Genomic DNA, 15,600 nt, shown 5'->3' with positions numbered 1-15,600 from the left:
TTGCGTCGGTCAGGGCCTTGCCCAGCGCGCGGCCGGTGGTGTCCCAGCCGCCACCCGGGTTGGCCGGGATCATCATCTTGACGTTGGCGGCAGCGCGCGCCGACAGCGGCAAGGCGCCGGCAGCGGCCAGTGCGGCCAGGGACTTCAAAAAGGTATCGCGACGCATCGTTGGTGTCTCCTGAGAACTTGGGAACGGATGGAACCTGACTTGGACCTGAGCCGCTATCATGCGCCGCCCCGCTGTCAGTTGGCTGTCCACCAGACTGGGGAAAACACCGAAGTACCGACCCCCTGCCCGTATGAAGCTGCTGCTCGTCGAAGACGACCCCTCGATGCAAATCACCCTGCAGCGCACCCTCGGGCGGCGCCGCATCGACGTGCGCATCTGCGGCGACGGCGCGCAGGCGATCGCGCAGTGGCGCGCCGTCGAGCCCGACGTGGTCGCGCTCGACCTGAGCCTGCCGCACGTGGACGGCCTGCAGGTGCTGGCCCAGGCGCGCGCCGAGGGCCTGCGCACGCCGGTGCTGCTGCTGACCGCGCGCGGCACGGTGGGCGACCGCATCATGGGCCTGAACGCCGGCGCGGACGACTACCTGCCCAAGCCCTTCGACCTGGACGAGCTCGAGGCCCGCATCCGCGCGCTGCGCCGGCGCAGCCTGAGCGCGGGGCCCGACCCCACGCTGAACCCGCTGGAGGTCGGCAGCCTGCGCTTCGAGCCCGACAACGGCGCGGTCTACCACCGCTCGGAACTGCTCGAGCTCACGCCGCGCGAGCTCGCGCTGCTCAAGGCGCTGATGATGAAACCCGGCCACGCGGTCACCAAGGAGCGCCTGTTCGAGCTGGTGTTCCCGGGCGAATCCGAGGTGCAGTACGAGGCCATCGAGGTGGTCGTGTACCGCCTGCGCAAGAAGCTGGTGGGCACCGGCACCGTGCTGATGACGATGCGCGGCCTGGGCTATCTCTTGCGGGCCGAGACTTGAGGGCGGCCCTGCGGCGCACGATGTCGTCCCTGCGCGCGCGGCTCCTGCTCGGCATCCTGGTGCCGGTGGCCGTGTTCGTCGTGATCAACAGCGTGAGCCTGTACCGCCAGAGCCTGGCGGCCGCCACCACCGCCTACGACCGCACGCTGCTGGCCTCGGCCAAGACCATCGGCGAGCAGCTCGACGTGGAAGGCTACGACGACATGGCGCGACTGCGCGCGATCGTGCCCTACTCCGCGCTCGAGGCTTTCGAGGCCGACAACCGCAGCCGGCTGTTCTACCGCGTGTCGGCGCTCGACGGCGAGATGGTCTCGGGTTTCGCCGAGCTGCCCTTCTGGCGCGGGCGCATCCCCGACCGCGGGGCGTACGCGGCGCTGGTCGATTTCTACGACGCCGAGTTCCGCGGCCAGCCGGTGCGTGTCGCCGTGATGCTGCAGCCGGTGGCCAGCGCGCGCGGCCGCGGCATGGCCGTGGTGCAGGTGGCCGAAACATTGGAGTTGCGCGAGACGCTGGTGCGCAAGCTGCTGCTCGACATGCTCTGGCGCCAGCTGCTGCTGATGGGCGTGATCGCGCTGGTCACCGTGGTCGTGGTGCAGCGCGCCACGCGGCCGGTGCGCGAACTCGGCGAAGCCATCGAGCGGCGCCCGGAAGACGACCTCTCGCCCATCGACGCGCCCGGCGCCCCGGCCGAGCTGCGCCCGCTGATCGACGCCACCACCGAGGTCATGGGCCGGCTGCAGCGGCTGCTCGATCACCAGAAGCGCTTCGTGCGCGACAGCGCCCACCAGCTGCGCACGCCGCTCGCGGTGCTGAAGGCGCAGGTGCAGTCGGCGCGCCGCGGCGACGTGGCACCCGAGCAGGCGCTGGTCGAAATCAGCCAGACCGTCGAGCGCGCCACCACGCTGGCCAACCAGATGCTGTCGCTGGCCAAGGTGGAGCAGCTGCGCCAGCAGCCCGAGTCGGCGCTGCTCGACCTGGGCGACGTGGTGCGCCACATCGCGCTCGACCTGTCGCCGCTGGTGGCCGACAAGGCGCTCGATTTCGAACTGGCCGCCGACGACGCCGTGACCGTGCGCGCGCACCAGTGGATGCTGCAGGAGCTCACGCGCAACCTGCTGCACAACGCCATCAAGCACAGCCCCGCGGGCGCGCCGCTCTCGGTGCGCGTGCACGCGGAGGGCGACGAGGCCGTGCTCACCGTGCGCGACGACGGCCCGGGCATTTCCGCCGAGCTGCGCCAGCGCCTGTTCGCGCCGTTCTCGGCGGGCAACACCGCGAGCGGCTCGGGCCTGGGCTTGGCGATCTGCCGCGAGATCGTTCTGGCCCTGGGTGGACGCATCAGCCTCGACAACCGCACGGTACCCAACCCCGGCGGCGCCGATCGCGTGACCGGGCTCGACGCCGTGGTGCGGCTGCCGCTGTCGCGCCACAATGGCTGACCTTTCTTTTCCGACCTTCATGGACCGTCTGCGCATCGACAAGTGGCTCTGGGCCGCCCGCTTCTTCAAGACCCGCTCGCTGGCCGCGGACGAAATCGGCAAGAACCGCATCCAGGTGAACGGCGAGGTCGCCAAGGCCTCGCGCGAGGTCAAGGCCGGCGACACCGTCGCCATGCGCCTGGGCCCGCTCACGCGGACCGTGACCGTGCGCGGCCTCAGCGGCCAGCGCGGCCCGGCGCCCGTGGCCCAGCAGCTGTACGAGGAAACGCCCGAAAGCCTGGCGGCGCAGGCCGCCTTCCGCGAGCAGCGCCGCATGGGCAGCGAGCCGGCCCTGGCCATCGAGCAGGGCCGCCCGACCAAGCGCGACCGGCGCGAGATCGACGGCGTGCGCCACCAGGCCGAGTGGGACAACCGCTGGAGCGCGTCGATCGACGAGAGCAACGGCGACGACGACCACCCGCCTCCACGCGGTCGCCCGCAACGCTGATTCGCGTACCCTGCGGGCTTCGTTTCTTTTTTGACGGAGCGCCCGCAGATGTCCAAGTTCAAGAAGTACCGCGTCGGCAGCAAGTTCAAGCTCTCGCGCATCGACCCTGACGACTCGCCCTTTCTCACGGGCGACGAGTCGGCCCAGCGCGCCGAGCTCGACACACTGGCCGTCGAGCTCGACGAACTGCAGGACGTGCTGCACGCCGAAGGCCGGCGCAAGGTGCTGCTGGTGCTGCAGGGCATGGACACCAGCGGCAAGGACGGCACGGTGCGCTGGGTGTTCTCGCGCACCTCGCCGCTGGGCGTGCGGGTGACGGCCTTCAAGGCGCCCAGCGAGGACGAACGCGCGCACGACTACCTCTGGCGCTGCCACGCCGCCGTGCCACGCACCGGCGAAATCATGGTGTGGAACCGCAGCCACTACGAGGACGTGCTCGTGCCCGTGGTCGAAGGCTGGATCGACGCCGACGAAGCCCGCCGCCGCTACGCGCAGATCAACGACTTCGAGCGGCTGCTCACCGAGACCGGCACCGTCGTCGTCAAGTGCATGCTGCACATCGACAAGGACGAGCAGCGCGAACGGCTGCAGGCCCGCATCGACACGCCCGGCAAGCAATGGAAGTTCAGCATGGGCGATCTCGAGGTGCGCACCAAGTGGGCCGACTACCAGAAGGCCTATCAGAACGCGCTGGCCGCCACCTCGAGCGACCACGCGCCGTGGCACGTGATCCCGGCCAACAGCAAGCGGCACCGCAACATGATGATCGCGCAGCTGCTCGTGAAGACGCTGCGCGAGATGAAGCTCAAGCCCCCGCCGCCCGACCCGGCGCTCAAGGGCATGGTCGTGAAGTGAGCCCGGAGGGGCCGGCTCAGGAGCGGCGCACGGGCGCCGTCGGGCGCATCGGCGTCTGCGCCAGCACGCGGCAGTTGCCGAACTCGCAGCGCACGGCCCAGGCCACGCCGGTGGTGCACGGCACGCTGTAGCTCTCGTAGCCCGGGCCCTTGGCCGTCAGCTCGGCGCGCGGCTGCACGTTGCAGCGGCCGGCCTTGGCCAGGCGCTCGACGTTGTAGGTGTCGATGCCCGTGCGGCGCGGCTTGAGCGCCAGCACCGGGTTGAAGGTGTTGCCGTAGAACGTGTCCTGCACGTTCGGGTCGAGGTTGCGGTAGCCGCGCTTGGCCATGCAATGGACGATGGCGATCTGCTGGTGCTCGGCGATCAGCGCGCTGCTGGGGCGGGTGTTCCAGTCGATGACGGCGGCGCTGATGCCGGTGTACGAGGCCGCGGCGACGATGCCCTGGCCGTGCACCGTGATCAGGCCCAGGCCCAGCGCGGCCCACATGGCGTCACCCGATTCGCTGCGCGCGGTGATGCGGGTGGCGGCGGTGCGGCAGTCGGCCACGTCGCTGTCGTAGCGCACCTTGTCCACGCCTTCCATGGCCACCATCGGCACGTACGACATGCCGGTGCCCTGGCCGGGCCCGGGCGGCGGTGCGCTGGCGCATCCGGCCAGAACCACGGTGGCCAATGCAATGCTGAGCGGCAGCTTCATGGGAATCCCTCGTCCTCTTCGCGGTAGTTGCGAGGGATTTAACCATACATATAGTTACTCTTGAATCGACTTGTCGCGAATGAGAGACGACCTCCAGACGGGGCATTCGGGCGGCGATCCGGGGTCTGCGACAGGGCAAGGTACAGTTTTCACCCCTCCCCGGTTTCCCCTCCATGCCCTGTATTCCCCGGCTTTCCGCTCCCCACTTTCTCTCGATCGCACTCACTGCCGCATCCTTCGGTGCCGCAGCCCAGCAGCCGCAACTTTCCGCTGTCGACCTGGCCCGCAAGAACGCCTGCATGGCCTGCCATGGCCTGGTGCACAAGCAGGTCGGGCCGGGCTTCGCGCAGATCGCCGAGCGCTACCGCAACGATGCGGCCGCGCCAGCGCGCCTGGCCGACAAGATCCGCAACGGCAGCGTCGGCACCTGGGGCCGCGTGATCATGCCGCGCCAGTCGCTGGTGTCGGAGGCCGATGCGCAGGTGCTCGCGCGCTGGGTGCTGGCGCAACCGCAACAGCAGCAGCCACCCGCGCGCTGAATCGCCGCTCAGGTCGACAGCTGCGACGGCGCGGCCGACGCCACCCGGAAATCCGCCGGGAACGTCCAGGTGCCGGGCGCCTCGCGCTTGCCCAGCTGGCTCAATTGATAGCCCATGCCCTACACCGCGTGCAACGACAGGCCGTGCGGCTGGTCGACATACAACCCGAGCTTGCGGCGCAGCTTCGACACGTTGGCGTCCAGCGTGCGCGAACCGGCGGCCACACCGCTTTGCCAGCCGATCATTTCCAGGTGCTCCCGGTCCAGCGGCCGGTTCATGTGGCGGAAGAATTCGGCCGCGAGGTCGAATTCGATCGGCGTCAGGCGAATCTCGGTGCCGGCCACGTCGACCATGTCGAACGGCGACAACAGGCTGAATTCCTGCCAGTCGAGGCTGCGCGGCACCACCGGCCGATTGCGCTGGCGCAGGAAGAATTCGAGCATGAAGTACATCTCCTCGAAGGTCGACGGCTCCGGCAGCACGGCGTCGTCGGGGCCGGCATGCAACAGCGACAACCCGCGGATCTGCCGCTTGCGCGCGCTCATGATCAATGGCGTGTGATAACGCAGCGTTTCACGCACCTGGCCCACGAGTTTTTGCACATCGTCGGGCGCCGAGGGAATTGAAAGCAGCAGCGCTTCGAAATTACCGCCGGGTGCCACCTGCGAAATCAATTCGTCGACATGCGCAAATGCGACGGGCGTATAACCCAGCATCTTGACGGCACGACTGGCGTGCCACCGCGTTCGGGGAGAGGGGTCCAACACTGCAATGTGCGGGGAGTTTTGCTCAAACATTGAAAATTACCTTGCACACCGTGGCGTCACAAACTTCTATTTTTGCCCCGTTGGCGGGGAAATCGACTTTCATCATTCAACCCTTCAGGAATAAATTGCTCTGAATTGTTGAAGGCAGACGCATTTTTTTACGAATGCATTTGCGACCGGCGCAATTCCTTGGGAAGTGAATCTATTCCCAAATAAAGTTCACAGGTATGAATGAAGAGAACAGAAATATGAGGATCGGGCACGGCGGCCACGCCATGCACCCATCCACCGGCCAGGGCGGCCGGGCCGGCGGCGCGCCGGTCAGCTGACGAGCAACGTGCCGTCTGCCGCGGCCTGCCCCTGCTGCAGGGCAAAGGTGCGCGGCGTGCAGCCGTACTTCTTGCGGAAGACGAGGCCGAAGTAGGCCGGGTCTGCAAAGCCGCAGTCGTAGGCGACCTGGGCGACGAACCTGCGCGCCCCCTCGGGGCTGCGCAGCATGCGGGCCGCGGCCTCGAGCCGGTCGTTCTGCAGGGTTTCGAGAAAGGTCATGCCGCGCGCGGCCTTGGCGAACACCTTGTGCACGTAGCGCACCGACACGTTGAAGCTGGCGGCCAGCTTCTGCGCGTCGATCTCGGTGTCGGCGTGGTGCTCGCGAATCCAGGCCCGCATGCGGGCGTGCAGGTCGCCGTCGCGCGGCGACACGCGCTCGCCCAGCGCGCCCGGCTGCGCCCTCAGCCCGTTCTGCTCCAGCGAGAACGACAGCATCGACATCAGGTGCTCACCGAGCAGCTGGCGCTGCGCGGGGCTCTGGATGCTGCACAGGTGCTCGACGTCCAGCGCCCGCAGGTAGCCCGACAGCATCCCGGCCCAGCCCTTGGCGCCGGCCAGCCGCAGGTCAGTGGACTGGTCCGCATGCGGCAGCCAGCGGTTCACCACCGCTTCCGACAGGCCCAGCGTCCATGAGTTGGTGGCCTCGGTCGAGCGCAGGCGCAGCGGCTGCCAAGAGTCGATCAGGACCATGTCGCCCGCAGCCAGTTCGATGCGCTGGCGCTGCTCGCTGATGGCCAGGCCGCCGTCGAGCTTGATCAGCAGGTGATAGGGATAGACCTCGGCGCCCATGAGCTGGCTCGGGCCCGTGCGCTCGATGGTCGCGCCGCTGCCGTGCACCCGCATGAAGGCCATCCCGGCCGTGTCGACGATGGTGAGTTCCTGCTGGAAGTGGCTGCGCTCGGGGCTGTCCAGCCGCCCCACGTGCGGGCCGATCTCGTCGGCCCAGAAGGCGAACCCGTCTTTGCGCGACACCATGCCGGTGTGAAAGCGCTGGATGCGACTGTCGGTGTCGGACATGCGGCACGCCCCTCTTCCTCCATGCAGCCGGCGCCACGCCAGAAGCCGCGGGTCACCAACGGGAACTCCCGATTTTTTCCTGACAGGTCCGCGTGGACCTCGGATAATTTTTACAAACGATAACAGAGATAACAGCCCGGGTGTTCGGGGGGATGACGCACCGCGCCGACCGGCGCAAGCCACGGTTCCAGGCCTTGCCGATCGCCGGTCGGCATGTCGGTCGGGCCCGCTTCGCCCTTCGGCCGGCGCTCGCGGCGGGCAATTGCATCCGGATGTGACTCGCGACACATCCGCGCCGCGAAAGCGAATGTCAAAGAAGGGCGCGATTCGTAGCATTCCTTCGGATCGAACGTCAACCGGAACTCTCTCTACTGGGGATGAAATGGCTGCCTTGTTTTTCACGGAACTCGAACCTTTCGGCACGCGATGGCGCGCAGCGCTGGCGTCCTGCCTGCCAGCGCTGCGCCGCGACGCCGAAGTGGTGCGGCCCTCTTCTCCCCCGCCGCCGGCGGACCGGGTGTGTGCGCTGGTCTTCATCGCCAATCTGGCGCAACTGGCCGACTCCGACGGCCCGGAGGTGGCGGCGGGCGTGAGCCGCGAGATCCGGCGCCGGCTCTTCGCGGCCTTCCCGCCGTCGGGCGACACCGACCTGAGCTGCCTGCGCGACGACTGCTTTCTGCTGCGAACCCGCCACGCGCGGCTGGACGACCTGCTGGCCGCGCTCGGGCGGGAGCCGATCCTCGTGAAGGGCATCGCCGCGCAGCCGCAGCTGCATGCCGACTGGATCGCCCTGCGCGACAGCGGTCCGATGAGCCCGGCCGAGATCGAACTGGCACTGTGGGCCGCACAACCGCATCCCGCGCCCACGCCCAGGGGGCGGCCTGCGAGCGACGTCGTGGTGGACGACATCGAGCACGTGTACGACCTGCGCATCGCGCGGCAGGGAGATGCCCTGTGGCTGCGCGAGCGCTGTCTGCGAGGCGCCGAGGAACGGGCCCGGATCGACACGCTGTTCGCGCAGCTCCAGCCCGGCTGAGATGGCCTTGCCGTCTTCAGCCCGTCGCAGCCCGGCCCGGCGAAGGGGCGCCCGATGGCGAGTCGCCCCGGGGGCGCCGCACCGTCCTGTTCCTTGACCGCCGCCCGTGGATTCGCCCATGAGAACGAACCGCCGATGGTCTCGCAACCCCCTTGGCCATGTATCTCCATCCCCTGATCGCCAGCGTGCCGCCCGACGAGCGCGCCGCCTTGATTCGCAGCAGCGCGCTGCATTCCTACCGGCGCAACGAGATCGTGCTGCAGGCGGACACGCACACCGACCGCATCTACTGCGTGGCCACGGGCCTGCTGCGCGCGGTCGACAGGGACGTGACGACCGATTTCATCCGCCGGGGCGATTTCTTCCTCGGCCCCTCGCTGGGCGAGAACAGCTACCAGGCCACCTCGACGCTGGTGGCCGCCCTGCCCTCGTCGGTCTACCACCTGCCGGTGGCCGCGGTGCGCCGGCTGTGCGCGCTGTACCCCGAGGTGACCATGGGCCTGCTGGAGATCGCGATGAAGCGCGTCGCCATGGTGCGCGGGCAGCTGCGCCGCATCTCGTCGCTGTCGTCCGAAAGCCTGGTGAGCCGCGTGCTGCACGAGCTGACGCAGCTGGCGCCGGCCGCCACAGGCGGCTACGACAAGCGCATCACGCAGGCGGTGATCGCGTCGTACTCGGGGCTCTCGCGCGAGGTCGTCAACAAGACCATGCGCGACATGGAAAGCCGCGGGCTGGTGCGCCGCGACGACCAGGGCGTGCACGTGCCGCCGACCTTCGCCTCGACCGATTTCGGCAACCTGCCGCCGGACGCCCACGAGCTCTCCGACGAGCTCTGTGCCTGGAACGGCGACAGCCCCGAAGCGCCATGACACGCCGCCTTCATCGGCCCTGACTGCAACAAGGACAGCACCGACGATGCCCAAAGGAATTCCGAACCCCGTCGACATGTATGGCATTTCGCCCCGCCCCTGGGGCTTCGAGGTGTCGCTCGTGCGAAACGGCGTGCGCTACGCGCGCCTCTTCGGCCACGCCAGCTACGGCGGCCCCCAGCAGGCGCTGCGATGCGCCCAGGCCTGGCGCGACACCATCGTGAAGGAGCATCCGCCGGTCGCGCGCAAGGACCGCGCGCAGACCCTGCGCAGCAACAACAAGACGGGCGAGCCCGGCGTCTTCAGCCGCCTGTCCGCGCAAGGCAAGCCGGTGGCCTGGCTGGCCAAGACCTACCTCGGGAACGAGGAAATCCTGCGCGCCGAATTCGACCTCGCCGACTGGGGCCCCGCGGCCCGCGCGCATGCCATCGGCGAGCGGCAACGCCAACTCGGCCGCATGGTCGGCCTCGCGCGGCTGCACCCCGCCGAAGAAGCCATCCGCCGGCGCCCGCCGCCCGACGACGAAGCGGCGCTGCCGCCCAAGCGCTCGAAGTCGGAGATCGTGCGACGCAACAACACGAGCGGCGTCAGCGGCGTGCAGTTCAAGACGCCGCGCGCGGGCCATCCGGGGTACTGGGTGGCGATCACCTACACGGCGGGCAAGGGCAGTGTGAGCAAGTCGTTCTCGGTGCGCACGCTCGGCCATGACGTGGCCCGCGACATGGCCATCGCCGAACGCCAGCAGCAGTTGCAGGCGAAGACGTCGGACGACGACGCCTGAGCGCCAGCAGCGTCCTGGCGAGGATTTGCAACGCCGCCCTGGCGTGAAAAGCGCGATTTCATGCCCAGTTATTTGCGGGACACCACACCAGCTAACGCTGGTTCTGTTGCTCGCTCCTGTGCGCGATGACCGCGTCGCGCACCGCGCGCTTCGGCGCCAGTTGCGGCTTGCCGCAACTGCTGCAGCGATAGAAGCGCAGGCCGGGCAGGAACTTCATCCACGACCGCCGGTGGATGCGTTCCAGCCCGGCCAGTCCGCATCGGCAGCGGACGAAAGGATTGCCGAAGGCCGGGCCGGGCGCGCGGCCGTGGCGTGTCGTTGCGTACCCAGGAGCGTCGGTGTGCATGCGGGTCATCGTGCCGCCCCACGGGCACGCCGCACGCCCGACTGTGATCCCGCTCACTTGCCGCCGCAACAAATCTGCGCGCGGTGATCCGCGCCTAGGCGGCAGCAGGCTCCTGCGGCTCGCCCAGCGACAGCATCAACCGGTTGGCCCAGTTGAAGAAGGCCGCGCCGTGCACGACGTCGGCAATCGCCAGGTCGTCCAGCCCCTGCGCGCGCAAGGCGTCGACGTGCGCGGGCCCGAAGGTCGACGGCGTGGCCGACAGCGCGACCGACGCCTGCACGATCGCATTCCAGCGCGCGCCCAGGTCGGCCTGCACGCCCTCGTCGAGCAGGCGCTGCACGTCGTCCGTGCGCTGCGAGAAGTGCGAGGCGAAGCGCGCGTGCACCGACGCGCAGTAGATGCAGCCGTTGAAGCGCGAGGCCGCAGCGGCCGAGAGTTCGCGCTCCGCGCGCGGCAGGCCGGCCTCGGGGTTGTAGAAGATGTCCTTGTCGGTGCGGGTGCGCGCGCCGAGGATGTCCGGGTCGCGCGCCAGCAGGCGGAAGTACGGCGACTTGGCGCGCGAGGCGTCGACGAGGCCCGCGTAGTGGCGCTCGGTCAGTTCGTCCTCGGGCAGCGGTTCGAGCCAGGGCAGCCATTCGAGCTGCGCCTGCGTGAAGCTGCGCGGATGCGTGTTGTGGGGATGGGTCAGGGTCGATTCGGTGCTCATGGGGCGCTCATGCAGAAGGAATGGCCAGCGCGCGCAGGCCGATGACGACGCGGATCTGGAACGCGAGGAACGCCACCAGTTGCGACAGCGTGACGATCTCCGTAGTGCGCCATCCCGCGTCGAGCAGCGCCTGCAGCGCGGCTGGGCTGGCGTCGCGCGGGTGGAAGACGAGCAGGTGCGCATGCGCGAGGCCGGCCGACAGCCGTTCGCCCAGCACCGCGCGCTGCGCCGCATCGACGGCGTAGACCGGGCCGGCCGCGTCCTCCACGCTCAGCGGACCTTCCGGATAGCGGCCATACGGCCCTTGCGTGGCACCGCGTGCAACCTCGGCCTCGACGGCCTTTGCTACGCCCTGCCCCGCCAAGGCCTCGGCATAGAAGCGCGCCACGTCGGGCTGCCCGTGCAATCCGGCGACGAAGGCCGCGACGGCGAAACGATCTGCGATCTCGAAGTGACCGGCCACGGGCTCGGCCGGCGCGAACAGCGCGAGATAGCTCTGCTGCGCCTGCGTGCGCGCCTGCTCGCGCTGCGCGCGCAAGCGGTCGAGCGCACTGCCGGGCGCGATGCCCACCAACTGGTCGATCACGTCGACAGCCTCGGGAACGGGAGAAGAAGAAACAACGGCATTCATGGAGAGAAAACAGCCTAGAGAAGCGCAAGCGATTGAAGGTCCGGCACACCCGTGTCGCGCGCCCAGCCCAGGGCCGGTGCGACGACCGTGGCGGTCAGTTCGATGGAACGCAGGATGGCCGCGTGCGGCGGATCGACCGAATGCACCTGGCACACGAGGTCGGTCACGCGCGCGAGCGTGCGGTCGGCGCGCAGCGAGGCGATCACGTCGTCGGGCGCGCCGACATGCACGTCGTACGCGGCGATCAGCTGCTCGAGCGGTGCATCGGCGCGGACGCGGTCGGCCAGGCCGATCTGCCCCGTGGCGGCGGCCTGCACCACCGCGCGGCGCAGCCCGGTCTCGGCCAGGCGCAGCGCCTCCTTGCGGGTGTCCGCCACGAACACGCTGCGCGAACCCACGATGCGCGGCGTGCGCCCCGGCGGCAACGCGGCCAGGTAGGCGTCGATGATCGGGTCCTGCAGGTCGGCCAGCGATGCATCGGGCGCCTGCGCCGTGCGTGGCTGCGTGCGCGAGAGCATCAGCCCGTCGCCGGCCGTGCCCGCGCGCGTGCCGCCGCTCACCGAGAACGTGGCCTGCCAGAGCCGGCCGAGCAGTTGCGCACCCGCCGGGTACAGCGTGTCGCCGCCGGGCAGCGGCCGGCCGGCCCAGGCCTCGCGCACCGTGGCGAGCTGCCGCTCGAACAGCGCTGCGCGGTCGTCGCTGTCCAGCCCGAAGGCCGCGAAGGACGCCGGCGTGCCGCCCGTGCCGACGCCCACTTCGATCCGGCCGCCCGAAAGCAGGTCCAGCACGATCGCGTCTTCGGCCGTTCGCACCGCGTTCTCCAGCGGCAGCGTGACGATGCCCGTGCCCAGGCGGATGCGCCGCGTGCGCGAGGCCACGTGGGCAAGGAAGACGAAGGGCGACGGCAGGCCGCCCTCGTGTTCATGGAAATGGTGCTGCGCCACCCACGCGGAATCGAAGCCGAAAGCCTCGGCATGGGCGATCTGCGCGGTGACGAGGCGGTAGCGCTCGGCGGCGGGGACATCGTCGAGCAGCCGGCTGAAGAAGCCGAGCCGCTTGCGCGGGGAAGTGAAGGTACCGGGCATCCGAAGGCCTGTGGGGTCGAGAGCCTTCGAGTGTTGCGCCGCAGGCCGCTCGAATGGAACGCCGGTTTTCGCGTTTGCTTATGCGCTTTGCGCGCATCGCGCGTTCAGTGCGGCATCGCAGGTGATCGCCGTGTGAAGCGCCGCAGCCAGCCCACGCCCGCCCCAACGCCGACGGCCATCAGCCCGGTGGTGGCCAGCATCGCCGCCGTGTGGAGCGCGACGGCCGCGAACGCCGGCACGAGCGAACCACTCATCGCGCCCTTCGCCGCATCGCCCATGCACAGCGGGATCAGCGCCGGCACCAGCATCAGCCCGGCACCATGCGCGGTGGACATCATGAAAGACCACAGCGCCAGCCCCGCATGCCCCGCCGGCGCACGCGCCACGGCGGGCAGGCGCCCCGACAGGTGAACAAGTGCGACCCCCGCGAACAACCCGCCGGCCAGCCACTGCAGCAGGCCCCGGTCCATCGACAGGCCGAAAGCCACCGCAACGACCACGAGCGCCACCGAGGCGACGTGCCCGACGCCGATCGGCCACAGCGCCCGCAGCGCCTGCGCCCGGTCGTGCGAACGCAGGCCCCAGGCGGCGGCGAACATCCAGCCGGTGGTGGGGTTCAGGCCGTGCAGGACGCCCATTCCCGCCACCGCCAGCCAGGGCCAGAGGCTTGCCATGGTGCGGACCGATTGACACGCCAGGTCGCGCGTTTCTTTACGACTGCGCGTGGCAGCAACCACCCGCCGCCGCAACGGGCGCGGGCTCGTAGCGGTCGTGGTGACGAATCCAGTCCATCGCGTAAGACGGGTTGTGCTCGTCGCGGCCCTTGGGCACGAGGTCGAGCATGTTGTAGGTGCCCATCATCACTTCCACGCCGCGGCCGTAGGTCGAGTAGGTGTGGAACACGTCGCCGGCGTCGTCCTTGAAGAACACGCTGACGCCGGGCGCTTCCTCACTCGGGAACGGTTGCTTCACGTAGTTGTAGGCAACGGCGCCGCTGGCCATTTCGTCGGGCGTGAAGCTCACACCGAAGTCGTGGTTGAAGTCGTTGTCGTGCGACGAGACCCAGGCGAACTGCCAGCCCATGCGCCGGCGGAAAGCCTCGATGCGGGCCAGCGGCGCGCGCGAGACGGCCACCAGCGTGACGTCGCGGTGTTCGAGGTGCACGCGCATGCCGTCGGAATGGTCGGCCATGAACGAGCAGCTCTGGCAGCCCTGCTCCCAGTCGGGGCCGAACATGAAGTGCTGCACGAGCAGCTGGCGGCGGCCTTCGAACAGGTCGGCGAGCGGGCGACGGCCCTGGGGCGTGTCGAAGACGTAGGCCTTCTCGACGCGGGTCCACGGCAGCGCGCGGCGCTCCTCGGCGATGCGGTCGCGCAGCTGGGTCAGCTCCTTCTCGCGCGCCAGCAGCGACTTGCGCGCATCGATCCAGTGCTCGGGGGTCACGACGGGGTGATTCACTGGGGTGTTCATGGTGTGCTCCTTGGCTTGCGTGTCGTTCACGCCGTGGCGGTCTTCGGGCGCCGCACCGCGCGGACCTTGCTGGCCCGGCCATCGCCGGCGTAGAAGAGCCCTGCGCCGTCGGACTCCAGGCCGCTCACGCCGACGCCGCTGGGCATTTCCAGCCGCGCGATCACGTCGCCGCTGGCGGGGTCGATGCGGCGGATGTCGCTCTGGTCGCCTTCCCAGGTGCCGTGCCAGAGTTCGCCGTCGACCCAGGTCACGCCGGTGACGAAGCGGTTCGACTCGATGGTGCGGCGGATCGCGCCGGTCGCCGGGTCGATCTGGTGGATCTTGCGGTCGCGGTACTCGCCCACCCAGAGGCTGCCTTCGGCCCAGGTGAGGCCCGAGTCGGAGCCGTTGCCGGGCGCGGGAATCGAGGCCAGCACCTTGCCGGTGGCGGCGTCGATCTTGTCGATGCGCGCCTCGACGATCTGATAGAAGCAGGTGCCGTCGAAGGCGGTGCCGGCGTCGCAGGCGACGTCGATGCGGCGCGTGGCTTCGCCGCTCGCGGGGTCGAAGGCGACCAGTTGCCCGCCGGTGGCGGCCCACACCTGGTGGCCGTCGTGCGTCACGCCGTGGATGCGCTCCACGCCTTCGAACGGGCCGTACTCGCGCACGATCTGCGCGGCCTGCACGGCGCCTTCGAAACGGTCCTTGCCTGCCTTCTTGCTCTGACTGCTGTTGCTGCTACTGCTCATAGTGGGCTCCTGTAGGTGCGCCACAGGGGGTAGCGCATGAGCCCGACTCTATTCAATCGGCAGCGCGGCGGGGAGTAACAAGATCGTCGTGAATCCCGCCAGCGGCGGGGCCAGCCAGCGGCGCGCCCTGGCCTGCCCGATGGCACGCACGCGCCGCTGCGCCTCGAGCTCGGCCAGCGCGCGCTGCACCGTGCGTTGGCTCGCACCCAGGGCCAGCGCGAGCGCCGAGGTCGACCAGGCCGCGCCGTCGGACAGCAGCGCCACCAGCGAAGCCTGCTCGCCGTCGATGGGCGGTGCCAGCACCACGACCGGACGCGCACCCAGAGGTTGGAGGATGAAGCCCTGCGGCGTGGCCTCGATGCGCGCCATCGGCTTGACGAGCGCGCGCAGCCGGCCGATCTCGACGCGCAGCCGCGCGCGGTGCGTTTCGTCGGGGTCGCGGGTGCGGAAGGCGTCGGCGATCAGCGTGTCGCGGTCGACATCGCCGGGCCAGGCCGCGGCCAGCGCACGCGCCAGCGAGAACAGCACGGGCCGGCGTGCGAGCGAACGCCAGGTGTCGCCGCCTCCGACGCCACGGCGGCAGGCATCGACGACGAGCGCATCGGACGCGAGCAGCGCCTCGACCTCCTCGAGGCGCAGGGCCTGTTCACCGCCGGAAGCGATGCGCCGGGCGGCGGGACGTTCGAGCGCGGCGCGCGCCTCCGCCACTTCGGCCAGCAGCGCCGGCACGCGCGCACGCCAGGCCGCGTCATGCGCGCGGGTGAGCGCTGCCCGTGCCGTGCCGGTGCGCAGCGAACGCAAGGCCAACTCGGCCGACGCCAGTTCGGCCACCGCCGA

19 protein-coding genes and 2 pseudogenes are annotated in these 15,600 nt (G+C 69.7%); 8 read left to right on the top strand and 13 right to left on the bottom strand.

Features of this window, described 5'->3' with window-relative positions; all coding sequences use genetic code 11:
- A pseudogene (locus tag VBO01S_RS32570) lies at nucleotides 1–166 on the bottom strand (tripartite tricarboxylate transporter substrate binding protein); the annotation flags it as partial.
- A 133-nt stretch (nucleotides 167–299) separates the two neighbouring features.
- On the opposite strand from VBO01S_RS32570, the gene VBO01S_RS27005 reads away from it, so the two are divergent.
- From VBO01S_RS27005 to VBO01S_RS26990, 4 genes are read left to right on the top strand one after another with little or no spacing between them, the layout of a single operon-like run.
- A complete protein-coding gene (locus tag VBO01S_RS27005) occupies nucleotides 300–980 on the top strand; it encodes a response regulator transcription factor (protein WP_062481159.1) in 681 nt (226 codons plus the stop codon).
- A 20-nt stretch (nucleotides 981–1,000) separates the two neighbouring features.
- Entirely contained in the window at nucleotides 1,001–2,419 is a 1,419-nt protein-coding gene (locus VBO01S_RS27000; protein ID WP_174543702.1) for a sensor histidine kinase, read from the top strand.
- Nucleotides 2,420–2,438: 19 nt separating this feature from the next.
- Complete coding sequence (locus VBO01S_RS26995) at nucleotides 2,439–2,906, top strand: RNA-binding S4 domain-containing protein (protein WP_062481157.1); 468 nt, start codon at nucleotides 2,439–2,441, stop codon at nucleotides 2,904–2,906.
- A 48-nt stretch (nucleotides 2,907–2,954) separates the two neighbouring features.
- Nucleotides 2,955–3,761 carry a polyphosphate kinase 2 family protein gene (locus tag VBO01S_RS26990; RefSeq protein ID WP_062481155.1) on the top strand — a complete coding sequence of 269 codons (807 nt, stop codon included), beginning with the start codon at nucleotides 2,955–2,957 and terminating at the stop codon, nucleotides 3,759–3,761.
- A 16-nt stretch (nucleotides 3,762–3,777) separates the two neighbouring features.
- Here VBO01S_RS26990 and VBO01S_RS26985 read toward each other — a convergent pair whose 3' ends face one another.
- Nucleotides 3,778–4,458 (bottom strand): hypothetical protein, encoded by a 681-nt coding sequence (locus tag VBO01S_RS26985; RefSeq protein WP_062481152.1) that lies wholly within the window; start codon nucleotides 4,456–4,458, stop codon nucleotides 3,778–3,780.
- Nucleotides 4,459–4,631: 173 nt separating this feature from the next.
- On the opposite strand from VBO01S_RS26985, the gene VBO01S_RS26980 reads away from it, so the two are divergent.
- Nucleotides 4,632–4,997: a c-type cytochrome gene (locus VBO01S_RS26980; protein WP_062481150.1), complete on the top strand. Its 366-nt coding sequence runs from the start codon at nucleotides 4,632–4,634 to the stop codon at nucleotides 4,995–4,997.
- A 119-nt stretch (nucleotides 4,998–5,116) separates the two neighbouring features.
- Here the strand turns inward: VBO01S_RS26980 and VBO01S_RS26975 are convergent, their stop codons facing one another.
- The 3 genes from VBO01S_RS26975 to VBO01S_RS33090 form a co-directional block, all read right to left on the bottom strand.
- Nucleotides 5,117–5,794, bottom strand: a complete 678-nt coding sequence (locus VBO01S_RS26975) for a winged helix-turn-helix transcriptional regulator (protein WP_082818308.1) — start codon at nucleotides 5,792–5,794, stop codon at nucleotides 5,117–5,119.
- A 291-nt stretch (nucleotides 5,795–6,085) separates the two neighbouring features.
- A complete protein-coding gene (locus VBO01S_RS26970) occupies nucleotides 6,086–7,111 on the bottom strand; it encodes an AraC family transcriptional regulator (RefSeq protein WP_062481146.1) in 1,026 nt (341 codons plus the stop codon).
- A gap of 110 nt (nucleotides 7,112–7,221) precedes the next feature.
- Complete coding sequence (locus tag VBO01S_RS33090) at nucleotides 7,222–7,467, bottom strand: hypothetical protein (RefSeq protein WP_218005421.1); 246 nt, start codon at nucleotides 7,465–7,467, stop codon at nucleotides 7,222–7,224.
- A gap of 26 nt (nucleotides 7,468–7,493) precedes the next feature.
- Between VBO01S_RS33090 and VBO01S_RS26965 the strand changes: the two genes are divergently transcribed.
- The 3 genes from VBO01S_RS26965 to VBO01S_RS26955 all read left to right on the top strand — a co-directional run bounded on the left by VBO01S_RS26965 (nucleotide 7,494) and on the right by VBO01S_RS26955 (nucleotide 9,797).
- Nucleotides 7,494–8,147, top strand: coding sequence for a hypothetical protein (locus VBO01S_RS26965; RefSeq protein ID WP_255221212.1), 654 nt, complete (start codon nucleotides 7,494–7,496; stop codon nucleotides 8,145–8,147).
- 158 nt (nucleotides 8,148–8,305) lie between these two features.
- The gene (locus tag VBO01S_RS26960) at nucleotides 8,306–9,016 is read left to right on the top strand and encodes a Crp/Fnr family transcriptional regulator (protein WP_062481144.1); all 711 of its coding nucleotides are present in this window, start codon (nucleotides 8,306–8,308) and stop codon (nucleotides 9,014–9,016) included.
- Between the two features lie 46 nt (nucleotides 9,017–9,062).
- Entirely contained in the window at nucleotides 9,063–9,797 is a 735-nt protein-coding gene (locus VBO01S_RS26955) for an AP2 domain-containing protein (protein ID WP_235926606.1), read from the top strand.
- A gap of 91 nt (nucleotides 9,798–9,888) precedes the next feature.
- Here the strand turns inward: VBO01S_RS26955 and VBO01S_RS32565 are convergent, their stop codons facing one another.
- The 8 genes and pseudogenes from VBO01S_RS32565 to VBO01S_RS26920 form a co-directional block, all read right to left on the bottom strand.
- Nucleotides 9,889–10,143 carry a hypothetical protein gene (locus VBO01S_RS32565; protein ID WP_139705358.1) on the bottom strand — a complete coding sequence of 85 codons (255 nt, stop codon included), beginning with the start codon at nucleotides 10,141–10,143 and terminating at the stop codon, nucleotides 9,889–9,891.
- Between the two features lie 94 nt (nucleotides 10,144–10,237).
- Entirely contained in the window at nucleotides 10,238–10,849 is a 612-nt protein-coding gene (locus VBO01S_RS26950; protein ID WP_370681911.1) for an alkylhydroperoxidase domain protein, read from the bottom strand.
- A gap of 7 nt (nucleotides 10,850–10,856) precedes the next feature.
- A complete protein-coding gene (locus VBO01S_RS26945; RefSeq protein WP_062481140.1) occupies nucleotides 10,857–11,480 on the bottom strand; it encodes a CMD domain protein in 624 nt (207 codons plus the stop codon).
- 14 nt (nucleotides 11,481–11,494) lie between these two features.
- A complete protein-coding gene (locus VBO01S_RS26940; RefSeq protein ID WP_062481138.1) occupies nucleotides 11,495–12,565 on the bottom strand; it encodes a putative FMN-dependent luciferase-like monooxygenase in 1,071 nt (356 codons plus the stop codon).
- Nucleotides 12,566–12,669: 104 nt separating this feature from the next.
- The gene (locus tag VBO01S_RS26935) at nucleotides 12,670–13,239 is read right to left on the bottom strand and encodes a hypothetical protein (RefSeq protein ID WP_062481136.1); all 570 of its coding nucleotides are present in this window, start codon (nucleotides 13,237–13,239) and stop codon (nucleotides 12,670–12,672) included.
- 37 nt (nucleotides 13,240–13,276) lie between these two features.
- Nucleotides 13,277–14,035 (bottom strand): DUF899 domain-containing protein, encoded by a 759-nt coding sequence (locus tag VBO01S_RS26930; protein WP_062481163.1) that lies wholly within the window; start codon nucleotides 14,033–14,035, stop codon nucleotides 13,277–13,279.
- A 26-nt stretch (nucleotides 14,036–14,061) separates the two neighbouring features.
- A complete protein-coding gene (locus tag VBO01S_RS26925) occupies nucleotides 14,062–14,763 on the bottom strand; it encodes a Vgb family protein (protein WP_082818306.1) in 702 nt (233 codons plus the stop codon).
- 48 nt (nucleotides 14,764–14,811) lie between these two features.
- Nucleotides 14,812–15,600, bottom strand: a pseudogene (locus VBO01S_RS26920) (helix-turn-helix domain-containing protein); the annotation flags it as partial.

Source organism: Variovorax boronicumulans NBRC 103145 (assembly GCF_001591345.1).
Classification (GTDB): Bacteria; Pseudomonadota; Gammaproteobacteria; order Burkholderiales; family Burkholderiaceae_C; genus Variovorax; species Variovorax boronicumulans.
This window is presented reverse-complemented; position numbering and strand designations above follow the sequence as displayed.